The following is an 18,048-nucleotide window of genomic DNA, read 5'->3' on the forward strand; positions in this document are numbered from 1 at the left end:
TCCTACTTCTGCCGCAGGTCGAGCAGTTCGACCATGCCGGTGGTGTCCTCGTCGCCATGTCCCGCGGCGAGCCACCGCTCCATGAGGGTCGTGTACGGCGTCAGCAGCTCGGCGCTCACGCCCTGCTCCTCGGCCGTGGCCAGCAGCGTGGCGTTGCCCGCGACCTGCATGGCGAGGTTGGACACGACGTCCTTGCCGTAGTCGCCGCTCTCCAGCTGCTCGGCGGCCTGGTGCGCGGCGGGCGCCATCGCGCCGAGCCACGACACCAGCAGCGGCGCGAAGTCCGTCGGGGCGATGTCCTCGCGGCGGATCAGCGCGAACGCGTGCAGCACGCCCGCGAACATGCCGTCCATCGCGCTCAGCAGCGCCACGTCGTGCAGCGCGGCGAAGCCGGCGTCCGCGCCGACGTAACGGGTGCCGGCCGGGACGGCGAGGGTCGAGCCGTGCTCCTCGAACAGCTCGGGGGAGCCGCTGTAGAAGACGTACCCTCCTGACTCCGCGTCCCCGATCATCGGCGGTACGGCCATGATCCCGGCGTCCAGGAAACGGGCGCCGCGCGCCTCGGCCCACGCGGCGCGGGAGCGGCCCTGGGCGGGGGTGCCGGTGGTGAGGTTCACGAGGTCACGGCCGGACAGGTCGGCACCGTCGAGGGCCTCGCCGACCGAGGCGTCGTCGAGGAGGCAGACGACGACCAGCCGGTTCGCGGCCACCGCCTCGGCGGCGCTCGCGGCGACGGTCGCGCCCTCGGCGGCCAGGGGTTCGGCCCGGGCGGGCGTGCGGTTCCAGACGGTGACCGGATGGCCGGCGGCGAGCCAGGCGCGGGCCAGGGCGGTGCCCATGGCACCGGTGCCGAGAAGGGTGAGCGAGGTCGGGGCGGGGGTCGGGAGCGCGGTGGGCGCGGGGGCGTTGTCAGTCATGACGTCTAGGCTCGTGGTAGGGGAATCGCCTGCTCAAGTACGCACTTAGGAGTGGGTGGTTACCACGGGGAATGAGTCCAGGCAGGAGGACGGCAGCATGGGGATCGGAAGGCGGCCGGGGGCGTACGTCTGCGGGATCGACGCGGCGATGGACGTGGTCGGGGGCAAGTGGAAGGTGCTCATTCTCTGGGCGCTCCATCAGCGGCCGTACCGCTTCGGGGAGCTGCGGCGCGAGCTGCCCGGCGTGACGGAGAAGGTGCTCGCATCGCAGCTGCGGGAGCTGGAGGCGGACGGGATCGTGCACCGGGAGGCGTACGACGAGGTGCCGCCGCGGGTGGAGTACTCGCTGACACCGCTCGGGGTCTCGCTGAACGTGGCGCTGGGCCCGCTCGGGGTCTGGGGCGGGGAGAACATCCTGGGCCGCCCAGGGGAGCCGGCGGGGGAGTCGGCCGAGGAGGCGCACGGGTCCGCGACGCCGGATTCAGCGGCTGCCGGTGAGATGCGCGAACACGACGACGTTGCCCTGATACCCGGTCGTCCGTGAGTAACCGCCACCGCAGGTGATCACCCGCAGCTCGGGGCGCGGCGCCGGGCCGTACACCTTCTCGTCGGGGAAGGCCTCGGCGTCGTAGACCTCGACGGCGTCGACCGAGAAGAGCGCCGTGCCGCCGTCGCGCCGCTCCACCTCGATCGTGCTGCCCTTCTTCAGGGCCCCGAGGCGGTAGAAGACAGCGGGCCCTTCGGCGTTGTCGACGTGGCCGGCGACGATCGCGGTGCCGGTCTCACCGGGCGTGGTGCCGGCCTCGTACCACCCGGCGAGGTTCTTCCGCTCGGCGGGCGGCGCATCGAGGCTGCCCGCCTTCGTCAGTCCGAGGCCCATGAGGGGAGCGGAGACGCGGATCGAGGGGATGCGGATGTGGTCGGGAGGGGACGGTGGGAGTGCGGGGGCGGCGGTCCGGTCGGCTCGGGGGGTCTCGTCGGCGGCAGCGGTCTCGCGGGCCTCTGCGTGGGCCCTCGCGTCGGCACCCGTCCTGGCACCTGCCTGCGCGGCCGACGGCTGCGGCGGGGCGTGCGTCTCGGTGCCGTTGGTCAGGAGCCAGGCGCCGGAGCACAGGGCGAGGGCGGTGGCGGCGGCTATGGCGGCGTTGCCGACGCTCCTGCGACGACTGCGACTGCGCACGTGAGCCTCCCGGGACTCTCCTCGGTTCGCCCTCGTCCCCCTCCGGGCCGCGAGGGGCGTCGGACCCGGAGGGGGAGGGGACGTGCGGTACCGGCGACGGACAGCGGAGGGTGTCCGTCAGATCCCGTCGCCTCTCGCCCGGCGATGCAGGAGCCAGGTACCGCCCGCGGCGGCGACGGCGAGAGCCGTCACGCCGGCCGCGGTCTGCACGGGGTCGCGGCCGAACGCGCCGCCGACCCCCGTCTTCACACTTCCTTTCGGATGCACCTGCCCGCGCGCGGCCGTCAGCGTGACGACCAGGTCGCCCGTCACCTTCCGCCCGCCGTCGGCGCAGGTCGCGACGATCTCGTACGTCCCCGGCTGCGCGCTCGGCGGCACCCGGAACTGCCCGGTCGCGTCCTCCTCGTCCGCGCCCGGCGCCAGCGAGAACGAACCGGCACCGACCGCGCTCGCGTCGCCCGCCGCACCGCCGTTCCGGCAGGCGGCCGTGTCCACGGAGACCTGCCCGCCCGGTACGACCGAGGCCGGGGAGACCTTCAGGTCACCACCGTCGCCGCCGTACGCGGGTGCGACGACGACACCGACGGCGCCGACCGCCAGCGCGGTCCCGGTCAGCAGACGGGCGGTACGTCGCATCGAAGCTCCTCCGAGCGCACGGACTCACGACCCGCGGCACCCCCAAGTGCCGCCGCCTCGGCCGAGCCCTGCCCTTCCGAGCAAAGGGCCACCACGCCACGAGCGCTTCCCGAGAAGGCGCCTGAATGGGGTGAACGGGTGTCGTGCGGGAGGGGGGACAAGGTTGGGGCAGGCGCTGTTTCAGCAGGTCAGTGCCGGGTTCGCGGTGGGTCGGGGGAAGAGAATGGGTTGGGTGGGGGAGGGGGGTGTGAACGGGTGACTCGGTGTCGGCCGGTTCAGCCGGACGCGTCCCCCGTAGCCCACTCCGCCAGCACCTCGGCCACCGCACGGCGCCCCACCGCCGCCAGCACCGGATTCGTGCCGTTCCCGCAGACCTCGCCGTAGTAGTGCTCCGCCGTCAGCCCGAAGCGCAGCGCCCACCCCCGCCCCCGCGCCCACGTCGCCTCGTCGACGTCGGCCGCCGCGCGGAACACCTCGCGGCTGCCGGCGTCGAAGACCGTCCACGCCGCCATCGTGTCGGCGGCCGGGTCGCCGAGCCCGAAGCAGCCGAAGTCGATGACCGAGGTGAGGCGGCCGGAGGAGGTCAGGAGGTTGCCCGGGAGGAGGTCGCCGTGCAGCCAGACGGGGGCGGCGTCCCACTGCGGCCGGCGCAGGACGTACTCCCAGGCCGCCGTCGCCGCCGTCGCGTCCAGCGTGCCCGCGGCACCCAGGTCACGGATCGCGGCCCGGACGCCGGCGTCATCCGCGCCGACCGGTCCGCCTCGGTAGGACGGCGGGCCCTCACCCACGTCCACGCTCCGAAGTGCCGCAGTGAAGCGCCCCAACTCCCCGGCAGCATCCCGCAGTTCTGTCAGCGGTGCGTCGTACGCGTTCTCGCCGGCCAGCCACTCGTACACGCCCCACGGGAGCGGGTAGCCGTGCCCGGGTGCGCCCTTCGCGAGCGGCGCGGGGACGGTGAGGGGGAGATGCGGGGCCAGGCGCGGCAGCCAGCGGTGCTCCCGGTCGACCTGGCGTCCCCCGCCGGGAAGCCGGGGCAGCCGTACGACCATGTCGTCGCCCAGCCGGTACATGGCGTTGTCCGTCCCGGCGGAGCCGACCCGCACCACCGCCAGCCCACCCCAACGCGGAAACTGCTCCGCGACCAGCCGGGCAACCAGCCCCTCGTCGATGTCCAGCTCGTCGGCGTGCATCTTCGTGGGCGAGGACATATGACTCCAAAGCGGCGAGGGAGGGGGGCCGGCCGGCAGCGGAGCGTATCCGAACCCCTGCCGACCCCGCTGCCCAACCTGCGGTGACCCAGCCAACCCAGGGGCGCGGGGAACTGCGCGACCAGCCACGGATGACCCACACCCGGCCACGCACCTCCACCCTGCGGCGCGTTGCCGCCCCTCAACTCCCCAGCAACTCAGCCCACGTTCACCGCACGCCAGGCAGCCCCCACCGCGGAGTACTCCGCACTCCCGGCCCCGTAGAGGTCCTTCGCCGCGCTGAGCGTCGCGGACCGCGCCCCCGCGTAGTTCGTCGAGGACGTCATGTAGACCGTCAACGCCCGGTACCAGATCTTGCCGAGCTTGCCCCGGCCGATCCCCGTCACCGAAGAGCCGTCACAGGTGGGCGAGTTGTAGTTGACCCCGTTGACCGTCCTCGCCCCGCTGCCCTCGGCCAGCAGATACGCGAAGTGGTTGCCGATGCCCGACGAGTAGTGGACGTCGAGGTCCGCCGTCCCCGTGCTCCAGCAGTCGACCGAGACGCCGTCCTTCGACGGCTTGTCCATGTACCGCAGGGCGCTCCGCCCGAGCCCCGACCTGACGACCTTCTCGCCGATCAGATAGTCGCCCGGGTCCGCGGAGTTGCCCGCGTGGAACTCCACGAGCGACCCGAAGATGTCCGACGTCGCCTCGTTCAGGCCACCGGACTCGCCCGAGTACGTCAGCGCGGCCGTCTTCGACGTCACGCCGTGCGTCATCTCGTGGCCGGCCACGTCCAGCGACACCAGCGGTCCGAGCTGGGTGCCGTCACCGTCGCCGTACGTCATGCAGAAGCAACTGTCGTCCCAGAAGGCGTTGTTGTAGTCGTTCCCGTAGTGCACGCGGTTGAACGAGCCCTTGCCGTCACCCGCGATGCCGTTACGGCCGTGGACACCCTTGTAGTAGTCCCACGTCACGTCCGTGCCGTACTGGGCGTCCACCGCGGCCGTCGCACGGTCGCTCGCCGCGCCGGTGCCCCAGCGGTTGTCGGCGTCCGTGAAGACCGTCGACGGGGCGCGGCTGAGGCAGATGGTCAGGATGCACAGGTCGGTCTTGTTGGTCGCGTCGCCGGTGTACGTGCCTCCGCGCGTGGCGTCCTTCAACTGGTACGTCGACCCCGACTTCGTCGTCTCCAGCGGCACCGTGCCCGCGTACAGCGACTTCCCGTCGCCCGAGGCCTTCTCGATGCTGTCCCACGCGTCGATCCGCGCCCCGGTGCGGGCGTCGGTCAGTACCGTGTGGGCGACCGGGTTGCCGGCGGAGTCCTGGGCGACGGCGTCGGTCCGCCAGGCCAGCTTCGGGGCGCCGTGCAGGGCGTCGACCACCAGCTCGGGCTTGGACGTGAGCCTCTTCAGCGTCTCGCCGACGTTGGCCGCACGCAGCACGGTCGCCGCGAGGTCGGCCGCCTTCGGCGCCGAGACCTTGGGCGTCACGCTCGACAGGGAGAGCGCGTCCCCGGTCGCGCGGGTGGCGCTGCGGTACGTACCGTCCTTCGCCAGGTGGACGACGAAGTCGCCGCCCAGGACGGGGAGTTCGCGGTAGGTGCGGTCGTAGCGGACGTGCTGGGTGCCGTCCGCGTCCACGATCACGTCCCGCACGGTGGTGCCCTGCGCGGCCGTCAGCCCCAGGCTCCCCGCCTGCTCCTTCAGGGCCGACGCCGCGTTCTTCAGCGCGGTGGCCCTGGTCGGACTGTCGTCCGCGCCGGCGTTGGGGGACAGCGTGGTGGCCAGCAGGGTGGCGGTGGCGGCGACGATGCCGGCCGTGGCGAGTCGGGAACCGCGCAGGTGCGGCCGTATTCGGCTCATCGGTCTCCTTCGAGCGGGCGGGAGCACAGAAGATGACCAAGATTCAAGGGGCCGTGCGCATGCCGTGGACAGGGTGAGTACGTGCAGGTGTGTGAGGGGAGAGGACCGTTTCTGCGAAGGCGGTGATCCTGGTGTGCGCACCTGTGCCCACCGCGCCGCCAGGCCGGTACCCCGACCGCGCGCCCCCGGCCGGTACGCTGCGCCTCGGCCGGCCGCCCAGGCCCCCGGCCATCCGCCCAGCCCCAGCCCCGCGCCGCGCCGGCGCCGAGGAGACGGCCCGAAGTGACCCCGCCGCCCCTGCCCTTCTTCGTCTACGGCACCCTCCGCCCCGGCGAGCCCAACCACGACGCCTTCCTGCGCGGCCGCACCCTCACCGAGGAACCGGCACGACTGACCGGGGCGCTGCTGTACGACGGCCCCGGCTACCCGTACGCCGTCGAGGCCCTGGGTGGGCGCGGCACGGTGTACGGCGATCTCGTCACGGCGCGACCCGAGGAGTACCCCGCGCTCCTCGCCGCCCTGGACCACCTGGAGGAGTACGCCCCGAGCGACCCGAGCAGCCTCTACGAACGCGTCGCCCGCGAGGTGCTCCGCGACACCGACGGAACGGCCGTACAGGCGTGGGTGTATGTCGCGGCACCCCCGGTCGCGGCCCGCCTGCGTACCCGCGGCAGGCTCATCGAGAGCGGCGATTGGGCGAGACGGCCGCTTGGCTGAGTCGGGTGCGGCACGGCTGGGTGACGGCGGTCTGGCCGTGTCGATCGTCGGTGCCGGTGAGTCGGGTGTCCGTGTGGCTGTGTTGAGCGTCGGTGCCGGTGAGTCGGGTGTCCGTGTGTCTGTGTGGCTGTGTCCAGCGTCAGTGCTGCTGTGTCCGGTGTCCGGCTGCCGAGTCAAGTGGCCGCCTGGCTGAGCGGAGCGTGGGCGCGGCTGAGGTGGGTGTCCGCCCGGCTAATCCGGGCGCTTGTCCAACGAGCCGGGCGCCCGCCCAATCAAGCCGGGCGCGCCCGCCCGACCGAGCCGAGCAGTCGCCCCGCCCCAACAGCTCCCTAACCGACCCCGACCGAGCCGAGCAGTCGCTCCGCCCCGACAGCTCCCTAACCGACCCCGACCGAGCCGAGCAGTCGCTCCGCCCCAACAGGCTCCCCAACCGACCCCGACCGAGCCGAGCAGTCGCTCCGCCCCAACAGGCTCCCCAATCCACCCCGACCGGAGCCGATCAGCCGCCCAACGGCTCGGCGGCCCAGCCCGCGCCCAACAACCCCCGCCCGCCTAAGACTTCACCGCCTCCACCCGCACCGCGCACGCCTTGAACTCCGGCATGCGGGACGTCGGGTCGAGTGCCGGGTTGGTCAGGGTGTTGGCTCGGCCCTCGCCCGGCCAGTGGAAGGGCATGAAGACGGTGTCCGGGCGGATGCCGGTCGTGATGCGGGCGGGGGCCACCGCACGGCCCCGGCGTGAGACCACGGCCACCGGGTCGCCCTCGGCCGCCCCGAGCCGCGCCGCCAGCCGGGGGTGCAGTTCCACGAACGGGCCCGGCGCGGCGGCGTTCAGTTCGTCGACGCGGCGGGTCTGGGCGCCGGACTGGTACTGCGCCACGACCCGGCCGGTCGTGAGGAGGACCGGGTACTCGTCGTCGGGTTCCTCGGCGGCCGCCCGGTGCGACACGGGGACGAACCGCGCCCGTCCGTCCGGCGTGGCGAACCGGTCGAGGAAGAGGCGGGGCGTGCCGGGGTGCACCGCGCCGGCGGTCTCGCCGTCCTGCGCCGGGTCGTCGTCACCGGCCGCTGCGGCCACGTCCAGCGAGGCGTCCTCGCAGTCCGTGGAGCCCTCGTCGCCGGCGTCGGCCACCGCAGGGCACGGCCAGAACACCCCGTTCTCCTCCGCCAGCCTGCGATACGTGATCCCCGAGTAGTCCGCCGCCCCGCCAGCACTGGCCCGCCGCAGTTCCTCGAAGACCTCCTCGGGGTCGGTCGGGAAGCCCTTCTCCACGCCAAGCCGCGCTGCCAGCTCGTGCATGACCTCCAGGTCGCTGCGGATGCCCTCGGGCGGGGTGATCGCCCGGCGGCGCAGCAGGACCCGGCCCTCCAGGTTGGTCGTCGTGCCCGTCTCCTCGGCCCACTGCGTGACCGGCAGGACGACGTCCGCCAGCTCGGCCGTCTCCGACAGCACGACGTCGCAAACGGCAAGGAAGTCGAGGGACTTGATGCGTTCCTCGATGTGTCCGGCGCGCGGCGCCGACACCACCGGGTTGGAGGCCATCAGCAGCAGCGACCTGATGTCCGTGCCGAGCGCGTCCAGCAGCTCGTACGCGCTGCGCCCCGGCCCGGGCAGGCTGTCCGGGTCGACGCCCCACACCTCGGCGACATGCCGCCGCGCCGCCGGGTCGTCCAGCTTGCGGTAGCCGGGCAACTGGTCGGCCTTCTGACCGTGCTCGCGCCCGCCCTGCCCGTTGCCCTGCCCGGTGAGACAGCCGTACCCGGACAGCGGCCGGCCCGCCCGTCCCGTCGCCAGGCACAGGTTGATCCACGCGCCCACCGTGTCCGTGCCCTTGGACTGCTGCTCGGGCCCGCGCGCGGTGAGCACCATCGCGTGCTCCGGCTCACAGAACAGCCTTACGGCTTCCCGGAGTTGAGGAACGGACACCCCCGTGATCCGCTCCACGTACTCCGGCCAGTGCGCCATCGCAGCGGCCCGCGCGTCCTCCCAGCCGGCCGTGCGCTCCTGGACGTACTCCTCGTCCACCCGTCCCTCGGCGACGACCAGGTGCAGCAGCCCGAGGGCCAGCGCGAGGTCGGTGCCGGGGCGGGGTGCCAGGTGCAGGTCGGCCTGCTCGGCGGTCTTCGTGCGGCGCGGGTCGACGACGATGAGCGTGCCGCCGTTCTCGCGCAGCTCGTTGAAGAAGCGGAGCGAGGGCGGCATCGTCTCCGCGAGGTTGGAGCCGACGAGGATGACGCAGCCGGTGCGCGGGATGTCCTCCAGCGGGAACGGCAGCCCCCGGTCCAGGCCGAACGCCTTGATCCCGGCCGCGGCCGCCGACGACATGCAGAAGCGGCCGTTGTAGTCGATCTGCGAGGTGCCGAGCACGATCCGCGCGAACTTGCCGAGGCTGTACGCCTTCTCGTTCGTCAGACCACCGCCGCCGAAGACCCCGCACGCGTCCGGGCCATGTTCCGTACGCGTGCGGGCCAGGCCCTCCGCGACGCGGTCCAGCGCCTCGTCCCAGGTGGCCGGCACGAGCGTGCCGCCCGACCGCACCAGCGGCGAGGTCAGGCGGACGCTCGATTCCAGCACCGCGGGCGCCGTACGGCCCTTGCCGCACAGCGCCCCCTTGTTCACCGGGAAGTCCGGCCGCTCGACCACCGCGACACCCCCGCCCTGCAAGGGCGTGAGGTTCATTCCGCACTGCAGGGCGCAGTACGGGCAGTGCGTGGGCGTCGCGGAGTTCGGCATGTCGTTCAGCGTGCTTCGGGCGTGTTACGTGCGGCACGGCTCCCTGTTACGCGTCCGGGACGGTGACCTCTTCGCCGGCGTCGGGGCGCCGTGAGGGGTGCCGTTCCTGTCGGCACGGCCCCGCATGCCGAAGGGCGGGAGCAGGGCATCGGCCCCGCTCCCGCCCGGTCAGGGACGGTCCTTGGTCAGAGGACGCCCTTGGTCAGCACTCGTAGGCGTAGTACGGGGTGTCGCCGGGCTCCAGACCGATCCTGGCGATCGCGCCGGGGCCGATCTGGATGCACGGCGGGTCGAACCCGTCGACCTCGACGGTCGCGTAGATCGTGTACCCGCACTCGTTCCAGATGTCCGCCCAGCCGTAGCCGTAGTCGACGACGTGGGCGCAGCCCGGCTCCCTCGCGTCAGCGGCCTCGGCCGCGGTGGCGGTTCCCGCGGCGGTCGCCCCGGTGAGCAGTGCCACCACGGCAGCCGTGGCGAACAGCGAGCGAAGACGAGTCATCACGTGTCCTTTCCCCCAGGTCGCGGCGGGCGGTCCGATCCGCCCCCGCACTGCTATGGAAACTATGGGTAGTTGACCGACTACGGATAGCTTCCGCCTGGCTCTTCACGCGGTTGGCTGGCGTGCGCGCGTCAAAACCTGCGCGTGAGAGCGTGCGCCGCCCCGCCCGGGCGCCTCACCGCTCCGCCGCCAACGCGTTCGCCACCCCCGCCTCCCGCCGCCCGAGGAACCGGGGATCCGGCTCGAACACGGCGTCCAGGGCCGCCTTTCCGGCCGCGAAGATCTCCCGCGAGCCGCCGTAGTACCAGGTGGCATCGTGCTTGGCGTCGACCCCGACGCCGTACGACGTCACCCCCGCCTCCTGACACAGCGCGACCGCCCGCCGGATGTGGAAGCCCTGGCTGATCAGCACCGCCTCGTCGATGCCGAAGATCTTCTTCGCGCGGACGCAGGAGTCCCAGGTGTCGAAGCCGGCGTAGTCGCTGACGATGCGGGAGCCGGGCACGCCGTGCCGGGTCAGATACGTCCGCATGGCGTCGGGCTCGTCGTAGTCCTCGCGGCTGTTGTCGCCGGTGACGAGGACGACCTTGACGCGCCCCTCGCGGTACAGCTCGGCCGCAGCGTCGAGCCGGTGCGCGAGGTAGGGGGACGGCTCGCCCTCCCACAGGCCGGCGCCGAAGACGACGGCGACATCGGTGCGCGGCACGTCGGCCGTGGTGTGCAGCCGGCCCCCGGTCACGACGTACATCCAGGTGGCCGGAAGCAGCCCCAGCACGCACGCCGACATCACGGCCTGCACCAGCCGCCGCTGCCCGGCGCGGGTGCGCGGCAGACGTGGTCTTCGCAGCTTCGGTCGGCGCATCTGGATGGTCCCTCCCCGGTCGGCGAACCGCCTGTCCTCGACACTCAGGGACGTCCTGTCAGCCCCCGCGGTTCACTCCGGGCGACGTGACCAGCTTCACTCCGGCTGCGAAACCGCAGGTCACCCCACCTCACACACCCCTGACCCCCCACGGTGAACCCGGTGTAAAAACCCGTCATTCCCGCGCAACGGGGAGGCAACGTCCCGCCGCCACCATCGGTTCATGACGGCGTCGAACCCGCTTCACGACGAGTCCACGACGGTCCACCTCGACAGTACGGCGCACCTCATGAACCGGATCAGCAGCCAGCTCGCCAGCCAGCTCAGCCTCGTCTCGCTCGACGGCAGACGGCGCCCCGAACCGCCCGCGCTCGTCGTCGTGGCCCACGGCAGCCGCGACCCGCGCGCCCTGAGCACCGTACGCGCGCTCCTCGACAAGGTCCGCGCCCTGCGCCCCGGCCTGCCGGTCCACCTCGGTCACATCGAGCTGAACGATCCTCTGCTCCCCGACACCCTCGCCGCCCTCGGCACCGGCGAGGCGATCCTCGTCCCCCTTCTCCTCAGCCGCGGCTACCACGTCAAGCGGGACATCCCCGAGATGGCCGCCGAATCCGACGTCCACGCGCGCGTGGCCCCCGCGCTGGGCCCGCACCCCCTGCTGGTCGAGGCCCTGTATGCCCGCCTCGTCGAGGCCGGCTGGCGCAGCCGCATGGACGAGCCGACCCGCCGCGCGAGCGCGGTCGTGCTGGCCGCGGCAGGCTCCCGCGACCCCGAGTCAAAGGTCGACACGGCCCGCACGGCCCACCTCCTGGCCAACCGCCTGGGCGTCCCGGTGATCCCGGCCTACGCGACGACGGCGACCCCGACCGTCCAGGAGGCCGTCACCGCCCTGGCAGCACGGGGCCGCACACGGGTAGCGGTCGCCTCCTACTTCACGGCCCCGGGCCGCTTCGCGACGGAGTGCGCGGCCGCGGCCCCGTGGATCGCGTCCGCCCCGCTGGGCACCCACCCGGCAATGGCGAAGCTGATCCTTCACCGCTACGACAGCACTGTCGTCACACCGTTGACGACAACACCGGAACTGGCGTCGGCCTAGCGCGCCGGGCCGGGCGACGCCCTTCTTTCAGGGGCGCGGGGCGAAACACAACCCCCCGTTTGTCACTGTCTGCCTTTAGTGTCGGGTGCATGTACTACGACGAGTCGGCAGTCGAACGCTGGGCGGCCGAACCCGACAAGCGCCCCGGCCGCACCGCCTTCCAACGTGACCGCGCCCGAGTACTCCACTCCGCGGCCCTGAGGAGACTCGCCGGCAAGACACAGGTAGTCACCCCAGGAACCCACAGCCAGGCCTGGGACCCCAGCCCCCGCACCCGCCTGACCCACTCCCTGGAGTGCGCCCAGGTCGGCCGAGAGCTCGGCGCAGCCCTCGGCTGCGACCCCGACCTCGTGGAAGCGGCCTGCCTCTCCCACGACCTCGGCCACCCCCCTTTCGGCCACAACGGCGAAGTGGCACTGAACGAATTCGCCGAGGACTGCGGCGGTTTCGAGGGCAACGCCCAGTCCCTGAGGCTCCTCACCCGCATCGAACCCAAGCGGTTCACCCCGGAGGGCTCCGTGGGCCTCAACCTCACCCGCGCCACCCTCGACGCCGCCACCAAGTACCCGTGGCCGCGCGGCGCCCACCCGACCGACCCGAAGTCCTCGAAGTTCGGCGTCTACGAGGACGACCGCCCCGTCTTCGACTGGGTCCGCAAGGACGCCCCCGGCACCCGCACCACCTTCGAGGCCCAGGTCATGGACTGGTCCGACGACGTGGCGTACTCGGTGCACGACGTCGAGGACGGCCTGCACGCCGGCCACATCGACCCCAACTGCCTGCACGCCGAGCCGGAGCGACAGGCGATCTTCGAGGTCGCCATCGGGCGGTACGCCCCCGAGGACACCGACCCGGCCGAGCTGGCCGCCGCCCTCGACCGGCTCCAGGAAGAACCGTGGTGGCCGCACGGCTACGACGGTTCGGCCGTCGCCCAGGCCCGCTTGAAGGACGCCACCAGCCAGCTCATCGGCCGGTTCTGCCTGGCCGCCGAGAGCGCCACGCGCACCGCGTACGGCGCCGGCCGGCTCTCCCGCTACGGTGCCGAACTCGTCGTACCGCACGAGACCCGCCTGGAGTGCGCGGTCCTCAAGGCCGTCGCCGACCGGTACGTCATGCAGCGCGCCGAGCAGGAGCGGCTGCGCGCCCACCAGCGCATCGTCGTCGCGGAACTGGCCGATGCGCTCACCGCCCGCGCGCCCGACGGGCTGGACCCGCAGTTCCGGGCCCTGTTCGACGAAGCCGAGGACGACCGCGCCCGCAAGCGTGTGATCGTCGACCAGATCGCCTCCCTGACGGACGCGTCGGCCCGCACCCTGCACACACGGCTCACGCAGCGGGCCTGAAGGGGCCCGGGACACAGGGGCGGTGCGCTCACCCGAGCGGTGCGGGTGAGACACCTGTGGCGAACGGGCACTCGAAAGTGACCCTCCGTGGCCTGATCGGGTCACCCCCTCTTCCCGCATCACGCTGCGTGCGGGACGCTCATGTGGCGGCACCCTTACGAGGAGGCATCAAGTGGTCGACGCGGATCAGACATTCGTCATCGTCGGAGGCGGACTCGCCGGCGCGAAGGCGGCCGAGACGCTCCGAGCGGAGGGCTTCACCGGGCGGGTGATACTGATCTGCGACGAGCGCGACCACCCGTACGAGCGGCCGCCGCTGTCCAAGGGCTACCTCCTCGGCAAGGAGGAGCGCGACAGCGTCTTCGTGCACGAACCCGCCTGGTACGCGCGCAACGACATCGAGCTGCACCTCGGCCAGACCGTCGACGCGATCGACCGTACGGCGAAGACGGTGCGGTTCGGCGAGGACGGCACCGTCGTCCACTACGACAAGCTCCTGCTGGCCACCGGCGCCGAGCCGCGCCGCCTGGACATCCCGGGCACGGACCTGACCGGCGTCCACCACCTGCGCCGGCTCGCGCACGCCGAGCGCCTCAAGGGCGTCCTGACCTCCCTCGGCCGGGACAACGGGCACATCGTGATCGCCGGCGCCGGCTGGATCGGCCTGGAGGTCGCGGCGGCGGCCCGCGAGTACGGCGCCGAGGTCACCGTGATCGAGCCGGAGCCGACGCCGCTGCACGGGGTGCTCGGCCCCGAGCTGGGCGGACTCTTCGCCGAGCTGCACCGTGAGCGCGGGGTGCGCTTCCACTTCGGGCGGCGGCTGACGGAGATCGTCGGCCAGGACGGCATGGTGCTGGCCGTCCGCACGGACGACGGCGAGGAGCACCCCGCGCACGACGTCCTGGCGGCCATCGGCGCCGCCCCGCGCACCTCGCTGGCGGAGTCGGCCGGACTGGAGATCGCCCACCGTGCCTACGGCCGCGGCGTCGTGGTCGACGAGCGGCTGCGCACCTCCGACCCGGACATCTACGCGGCCGGCGACGTCGCCTCCTTCCCGCACGCCCTCTTCGACACCCGGCTGCGCGTGGAGCACTGGGCCAACGCGCTCAACGGCGGCCCGGCGGCGGCGCGCGCGATGCTCGGCCGCGACGTCACCTACGACCGCGTGCCCTACTTCTTCTCCGACCAGTACGACTTGGGGATGGAGTACAGCGGATGGGCGCCGCCGGGGTCGTACGACGAGGTGGTGATCCGCGGGGACGCCGGGAAGCGGGAGTTCATCGCGTTCTGGGTGAAGGACGGCCGGGTGCTGGCCGGGATGAACGTGAACGTGTGGGACGTCACAGACCCCATTCAGCAGCTGATCCGCTCGAAGGCACAGGTGAACACGGACGCCCTGGCGGACCCGCACATTCCACTCGAATCCCTCGCACCGTAGGTGTCAGTCCGCACCCGTGCTGCAATTCCCGGGGGCCGCTGCATCGAAAGCCGCTCCGCGGCGGGCCGGCCCCCCGGCCGGAGACCCGACTCGCCCCAGGAGTGTCAGTTCTGCCCCGTAGAATCACCCTGTGGCAGGACGGATCAATGACGAGGACGTGAAGGCGGTACGGGACGCGGTCCCGATCGACGCCGTGGTGTCCGAGTACCTCCAGCTGCGCAACGCCGGGGGCGGGAACCTCAAGGGGCTGTGCCCCTTCCATGACGAGAAGTCGCCGTCCTTCCAGGTCAGCCCGAGCAAGGGGTTCTTCCACTGCTTCGGCTGCCAGGAGGGCGGCGACACCATCACGTTCGTGATGAAGGTCGACCACCTCTCCTTCTCCGAGGCGGTCGAGCGGCTCGCCGCCCAGGCCGGCATCACCCTGCGCTACGAGGAGGGCGGGTACAACCCGTCGCACCAGCGCGGCGAGCGGATCCGCCTGGTCGAGGCCCACAAGGTCGCCGCCGACTGGTATGCCGAGCAGCTGGCGAGCGGTCCCGAGGCCGACACCGGCCGGATCTTCCTCGCCGAGCGCGGCTTCGACCAGGCCGCCGCCGTCCACTTCGGCGTCGGCTACAGCCCCCAGGGCTGGGACCACCTGACCCGCTATCTGCGCGGCAAGGGCTTCACCGACAAGGAACTGCTCCTGTCAGGGCTGTCGCAGGAGGGCCGCCGCGGCCCCATCGACCGCTTCCGGGGCCGCCTGATGTGGCCGATCCGCGACATCGGCGGCGACGTCGTCGGCTTCGGCGCCCGCAAGCTGTACGAGGCGGACAACGGGCCCAAGTACCTCAACACCCCCGAGACGGCGATCTACAAGAAGTCCAACGTCCTCTACGGCATCGACCTCGCCAAGAAGGACATCGCGAAGTCGAGCCGCGCGGTCGTCGTCGAGGGTTACACGGACGTCATGGCCTGCCACCTCGCCGGCGTCACCACCGCCATCGCCACCTGCGGTACGGCCTTCGGCGGCGACCACATCAAGATCCTGCGCCGACTGCTCATGGACAATGGCTCGGCCCGCGTCATCTTCACCTTCGACGGCGACGCGGCCGGCCAGAAGGCGGCCCTGCGCGCCTTCGAGGACGACCAGAAGTTCGCGGCGGAGACGTACATCGCCATCGCGCCGGACGGCATGGACCCCTGCGAACTGCGCCTGGCGAAGGGCGACGACGCGGTCGCCGACCTGGCCGAACCGCGCACCCCGCTCTTCGAGTTCGCGCTGCGCCAGATCGTCCTGCGCTACGACCTCGACACCCCGGCGGGCCGCGCCGCCGCGCTGGACGAGGCGGCCCCGATCGTCGCCCGCATCAAGAACAGCGGCGCCCAGCACGAGGTGGCCGTCCAGCTCGCCGGCCTGCTCGGCATCCTGGACACCCAGTTCGTCGTCAAGCGGGTGGCACAGCTGGCGCGTTGGGCACGCGACCGGGGCGGCCGCGGCCCGGCCCCGCAGTCCCGCGACTCCCGGCAGTACGACGCCGCCCCCGGCCCCCGCAACTCCGGCCCGGCCCTCACCCTGCGCAACCCGGTCTACGCCACCGAGCGCGAGCTCCTCAAACTCGCCCTCCAGCGACCCGAGTTGGCCTCCCCGGCCTTCGACGCGTACGGCGTCGACGAGTTCACCGCCGCGCCCTACGCCGCCGTACGCCAGACGATCATGGACGCGGGCGGCGCGGAGTACGGCACCCAGGACCCGCAGGAGTACCTGGTCCGCGTCCGCGAGGCGGCCCCCGACGACCAGGTCCGCGCGATGGTCACGGAGCTGGCGGTCGAGCCGATCATGCGCCGCACCGTGGACGAGGTGTACGCGGGCACGGTGCTGGTCCAGGTCCGCCGCCGCGCGGTGGAGCGCCGGATCCGCGACATCCAGTCCCAGATGACCCGCCTGTCCACGGGCGGCGACCCCGCCCAATTGGCCGCCGTGCAGAACGAACTGTGGGTGCTGCAGCAGTACGACCAGGCATTGCAGGGGCAGGGCGCCGCAGCGCTCTGACCGATCCGCGGGCATCCGCGAACGGCAGGGTAACCACGCGGTCACGGACCGGACGCAAAAAGTCACCGCACGCCCCTCGTGGCGGCGATGTGTCGTACTCCACACTGGGTTCCGGTGCCTGAGTCCTCGGAGCGCGGCCGACCCGTTCCCCACGGGTCCCACACCCCCGCGGTTCCGCTCATCGCGTACGGGACGGACAGCGGCGAGGCCGCCGACTCCGCCCTCGAAGCAGCGCTGCCGTATGCATCGGCAGCGATCATCCTGGAGGTCGCCCCCGTGCAGACCCAGACCCTGATCGAGACCGACAAGAGTACGGACGGCCCGGAGCCGGACGCGGAGACCGACGTTCTCGTCGCGGTCCCGCCGCAGAGCCGTGTCGCGCACCACCCCGAGTCGGAGCCGGGGGCCACGCCCGAGCCCGCGGAGCCGCCCGTCGGGGCGCTGGACGGCGCCGACGCCGCCGAGCCGGTGGAAGCACCGCTGCCGGCCCGCTCTCGCGCCGCCGACACCAGCGGACCCTCCTCCGACCTGTTCCGCCAGTACCTGCGGGAGATCGGCCGCATTCCCCTGCTCACCGCGGCGGAGGAGGTCGAACTCGCCCGCCGCGTCGAGGCCGGCCTGTTCGCCGAGGAGAAGCTGAGCACCACACCCGACCTGGAGAGCCGCCTCGCCCTCGACCTGGACCGCCTGGTCGTCATGGGCCGGATGGCCAAGCGCCGGCTGATCGAGGCGAACCTGCGTCTCGTCGTGTCCGTGGCGAAGAGGTACGTCGGCCGCGGGCTGACCATGCTCGACCTCGTCCAGGAGGGCAACCTCGGCCTGATCCGGGCCGTCGAGAAGTTCGACTACGCCCGTGGCTACAAGTTCTCGACGTACGCCACCTGGTGGATCCGCCAGGCCATGTCCCGCGCCCTCGCCGACCAGGCCCGCACCATCCGGGTGCCGGTCCATGTCGTCGAGTTGATCAACCGGGTCGTCCGCGTCCAGCGCCGCATGCTCCAGGAACGCGGCTACGAACCGACGCCGGAAGAGGTGGCCGCCCACCTCGACCTCGCGCCCGAGCGGGTCAGCGAGGTGCTGCGGCTGGCCCAGGAACCGGTGTCGCTGCACGCGCCGGTGGGCGAGGAGGACGACGTGGCGCTCGGCGACCTCATCGAGGACGGCGATGCGGCGTCGCCGGTGGAGTCGGCGGCGTTTCTGTTGCTCAGGGAGCACCTGGAGGCGGTGCTGTCGACTCTGGGCGAGCGCGAGCGCAAGGTCGTTCAGCTGCGGTACGGCCTCGCGGACGGGCGCCCGCGCACGCTGGAGGAGATCGGCCGCATCTTCGGCGTGACGCGGGAACGCATCCGCCAGATCGAGTCGAAGACCCTCAACAAGCTCAGGGATCACGCATTTGCGGATCAGCTGAGGGGCTACCTGGACTGAGGCCGTCTGCGGGCCGGTGGGGGTTGGTCGCGCAGTTCCCCGCGCCCCTGAGGTACGTGCAGCTCACGCCCTTTAGGGGCGCGGGGAACTGCGCGACCAGCCACAGCGGACCCGCAGC

At 72.4% G+C, this 18,048-nt stretch carries 15 protein-coding genes; 7 read left to right on the forward strand and 8 right to left on the reverse strand.

Translation table 11 applies throughout. The features are described from left to right. Positions 1 to 2 precede the first annotated feature (2 nt). The gene (locus tag ACWGDB_RS10505; protein WP_453822075.1) at positions 3 to 917 is read right to left on the reverse strand and encodes an NAD(P)-dependent oxidoreductase; all 915 of its coding nucleotides are present in this window, start codon (positions 915 to 917) and stop codon (positions 3 to 5) included. Positions 918 to 1,014: 97 nt separating this feature from the next. Here ACWGDB_RS10505 and ACWGDB_RS10510 point away from each other — a divergent pair, with 97 nt between their 5' ends. Continuing rightward, positions 1,015 to 1,461: a winged helix-turn-helix transcriptional regulator gene (locus ACWGDB_RS10510; protein ID WP_453822076.1), complete on the forward strand. Its 447-nt coding sequence runs from the start codon at positions 1,015 to 1,017 to the stop codon at positions 1,459 to 1,461. Here the strand turns inward: ACWGDB_RS10510 and ACWGDB_RS10515 are convergent. The 4 genes from ACWGDB_RS10515 to ACWGDB_RS10530 form a co-directional block, all read right to left on the reverse strand. Then, positions 1,399 to 2,097: a class F sortase gene (locus tag ACWGDB_RS10515; RefSeq protein WP_453822077.1), complete on the reverse strand. Its 699-nt coding sequence runs from the start codon at positions 2,095 to 2,097 to the stop codon at positions 1,399 to 1,401. The genes ACWGDB_RS10510 and ACWGDB_RS10515 overlap by 63 nt on opposite strands. Before the next feature lie 117 nt (positions 2,098 to 2,214). Continuing rightward, positions 2,215 to 2,733, reverse strand: coding sequence for a hypothetical protein (locus tag ACWGDB_RS10520; protein ID WP_453822078.1), 519 nt, complete (start codon positions 2,731 to 2,733; stop codon positions 2,215 to 2,217). A gap of 275 nt (positions 2,734 to 3,008) precedes the next feature. Continuing rightward, complete coding sequence (locus ACWGDB_RS10525) at positions 3,009 to 3,941, reverse strand: aminoglycoside phosphotransferase family protein (RefSeq protein WP_453822079.1); 933 nt, start codon at positions 3,939 to 3,941, stop codon at positions 3,009 to 3,011. Between the two features lie 197 nt (positions 3,942 to 4,138). Beyond that, positions 4,139 to 5,785 (reverse strand): M4 family metallopeptidase, encoded by a 1,647-nt coding sequence (locus ACWGDB_RS10530; RefSeq protein ID WP_453822080.1) that lies wholly within the window; start codon positions 5,783 to 5,785, stop codon positions 4,139 to 4,141. A gap of 282 nt (positions 5,786 to 6,067) precedes the next feature. Between ACWGDB_RS10530 and ACWGDB_RS10535 the strand changes: the two genes are divergently transcribed. Next, positions 6,068 to 6,502 (forward strand): gamma-glutamylcyclotransferase family protein, encoded by a 435-nt coding sequence (locus ACWGDB_RS10535; RefSeq protein ID WP_453822081.1) that lies wholly within the window; start codon positions 6,068 to 6,070, stop codon positions 6,500 to 6,502. Positions 6,503 to 7,054: 552 nt separating this feature from the next. Here the strand turns inward: ACWGDB_RS10535 and ACWGDB_RS10540 are convergent. The 3 genes from ACWGDB_RS10540 to ACWGDB_RS10550 form a co-directional block, all read right to left on the reverse strand. Beyond that, positions 7,055 to 9,235, reverse strand: a complete 2,181-nt coding sequence (locus ACWGDB_RS10540; RefSeq protein ID WP_453822082.1) for a molybdopterin oxidoreductase family protein — start codon at positions 9,233 to 9,235, stop codon at positions 7,055 to 7,057. A 202-nt stretch (positions 9,236 to 9,437) separates the two neighbouring features. Then, a complete protein-coding gene (locus tag ACWGDB_RS10545) occupies positions 9,438 to 9,734 on the reverse strand; it encodes a hypothetical protein (protein WP_383595498.1) in 297 nt (98 codons plus the stop codon). 175 nt (positions 9,735 to 9,909) lie between these two features. Continuing rightward, a complete protein-coding gene (locus ACWGDB_RS10550) occupies positions 9,910 to 10,596 on the reverse strand; it encodes a SanA/YdcF family protein (RefSeq protein ID WP_453822083.1) in 687 nt (228 codons plus the stop codon). 223 nt (positions 10,597 to 10,819) lie between these two features. On the opposite strand from ACWGDB_RS10550, the gene ACWGDB_RS10555 reads away from it, so the two are divergent. From ACWGDB_RS10555 to ACWGDB_RS10575, 5 genes are all read left to right on the forward strand, one after another. Further along, positions 10,820 to 11,692 (forward strand): sirohydrochlorin chelatase, encoded by an 873-nt coding sequence (locus tag ACWGDB_RS10555; protein WP_453822084.1) that lies wholly within the window; start codon positions 10,820 to 10,822, stop codon positions 11,690 to 11,692. A gap of 89 nt (positions 11,693 to 11,781) precedes the next feature. After that, positions 11,782 to 13,035 carry a deoxyguanosinetriphosphate triphosphohydrolase gene (locus tag ACWGDB_RS10560; RefSeq protein WP_453822085.1) on the forward strand — a complete coding sequence of 418 codons (1,254 nt, stop codon included), beginning with the start codon at positions 11,782 to 11,784 and terminating at the stop codon, positions 13,033 to 13,035. Between the two features lie 172 nt (positions 13,036 to 13,207). Beyond that, on the forward strand, positions 13,208 to 14,473 hold the full coding sequence (locus tag ACWGDB_RS10565; RefSeq protein ID WP_453822086.1) for an NAD(P)/FAD-dependent oxidoreductase: 1,266 nt from the start codon (positions 13,208 to 13,210) through the stop codon (positions 14,471 to 14,473). 130 nt (positions 14,474 to 14,603) lie between these two features. Then, positions 14,604 to 16,505 carry a DNA primase gene (gene dnaG / locus ACWGDB_RS10570; protein WP_453822087.1) on the forward strand — a complete coding sequence of 634 codons (1,902 nt, stop codon included), beginning with the start codon at positions 14,604 to 14,606 and terminating at the stop codon, positions 16,503 to 16,505. 114 nt (positions 16,506 to 16,619) lie between these two features. Further along, complete coding sequence (locus ACWGDB_RS10575; protein ID WP_453822088.1) at positions 16,620 to 17,930, forward strand: RNA polymerase sigma factor; 1,311 nt, start codon at positions 16,620 to 16,622, stop codon at positions 17,928 to 17,930. The last annotated feature ends 118 nt before the right edge of the window (positions 17,931 to 18,048 follow it).

Source organism: Streptomyces sp. NPDC055013, assembly GCF_053608645.1.

Excerpts from the sequence above, each read along its gene's own strand:
- ACWGDB_RS10510 (WP_453822076.1), top strand. The coding sequence starts at position 1,015 with ATGGGGATCGGAAGGCGGCCGGGGGCGTACGTCTGCGGGATCGACGCG.
- ACWGDB_RS10560 (WP_453822085.1), top strand. The coding sequence starts at position 11,782 with ATGTACTACGACGAGTCGGCAGTCGAACGCTGGGCGGCCGAACCCGAC.
- ACWGDB_RS10555 (WP_453822084.1), top strand. The coding sequence starts at position 10,820 with ATGACGGCGTCGAACCCGCTTCACGACGAGTCCACGACGGTCCACCTC.
- ACWGDB_RS10540 (WP_453822082.1), bottom strand. The coding sequence starts at position 9,235 with ATGCCGAACTCCGCGACGCCCACGCACTGCCCGTACTGCGCCCTGCAG.
- ACWGDB_RS10550 (WP_453822083.1), bottom strand. The coding sequence starts at position 10,596 with ATGCGCCGACCGAAGCTGCGAAGACCACGTCTGCCGCGCACCCGCGCC.
- ACWGDB_RS10545 (WP_383595498.1), bottom strand. The coding sequence starts at position 9,734 with ATGACTCGTCTTCGCTCGCTGTTCGCCACGGCTGCCGTGGTGGCACTG.
- ACWGDB_RS10505 (WP_453822075.1), bottom strand. The coding sequence starts at position 917 with ATGACTGACAACGCCCCCGCGCCCACCGCGCTCCCGACCCCCGCCCCG.
- ACWGDB_RS10520 (WP_453822078.1), bottom strand. The coding sequence starts at position 2,733 with ATGCGACGTACCGCCCGTCTGCTGACCGGGACCGCGCTGGCGGTCGGC.
- ACWGDB_RS10525 (WP_453822079.1), bottom strand. The coding sequence starts at position 3,941 with ATGTCCTCGCCCACGAAGATGCACGCCGACGAGCTGGACATCGACGAG.
- ACWGDB_RS10530 (WP_453822080.1), bottom strand. The coding sequence starts at position 5,785 with ATGAGCCGAATACGGCCGCACCTGCGCGGTTCCCGACTCGCCACGGCC.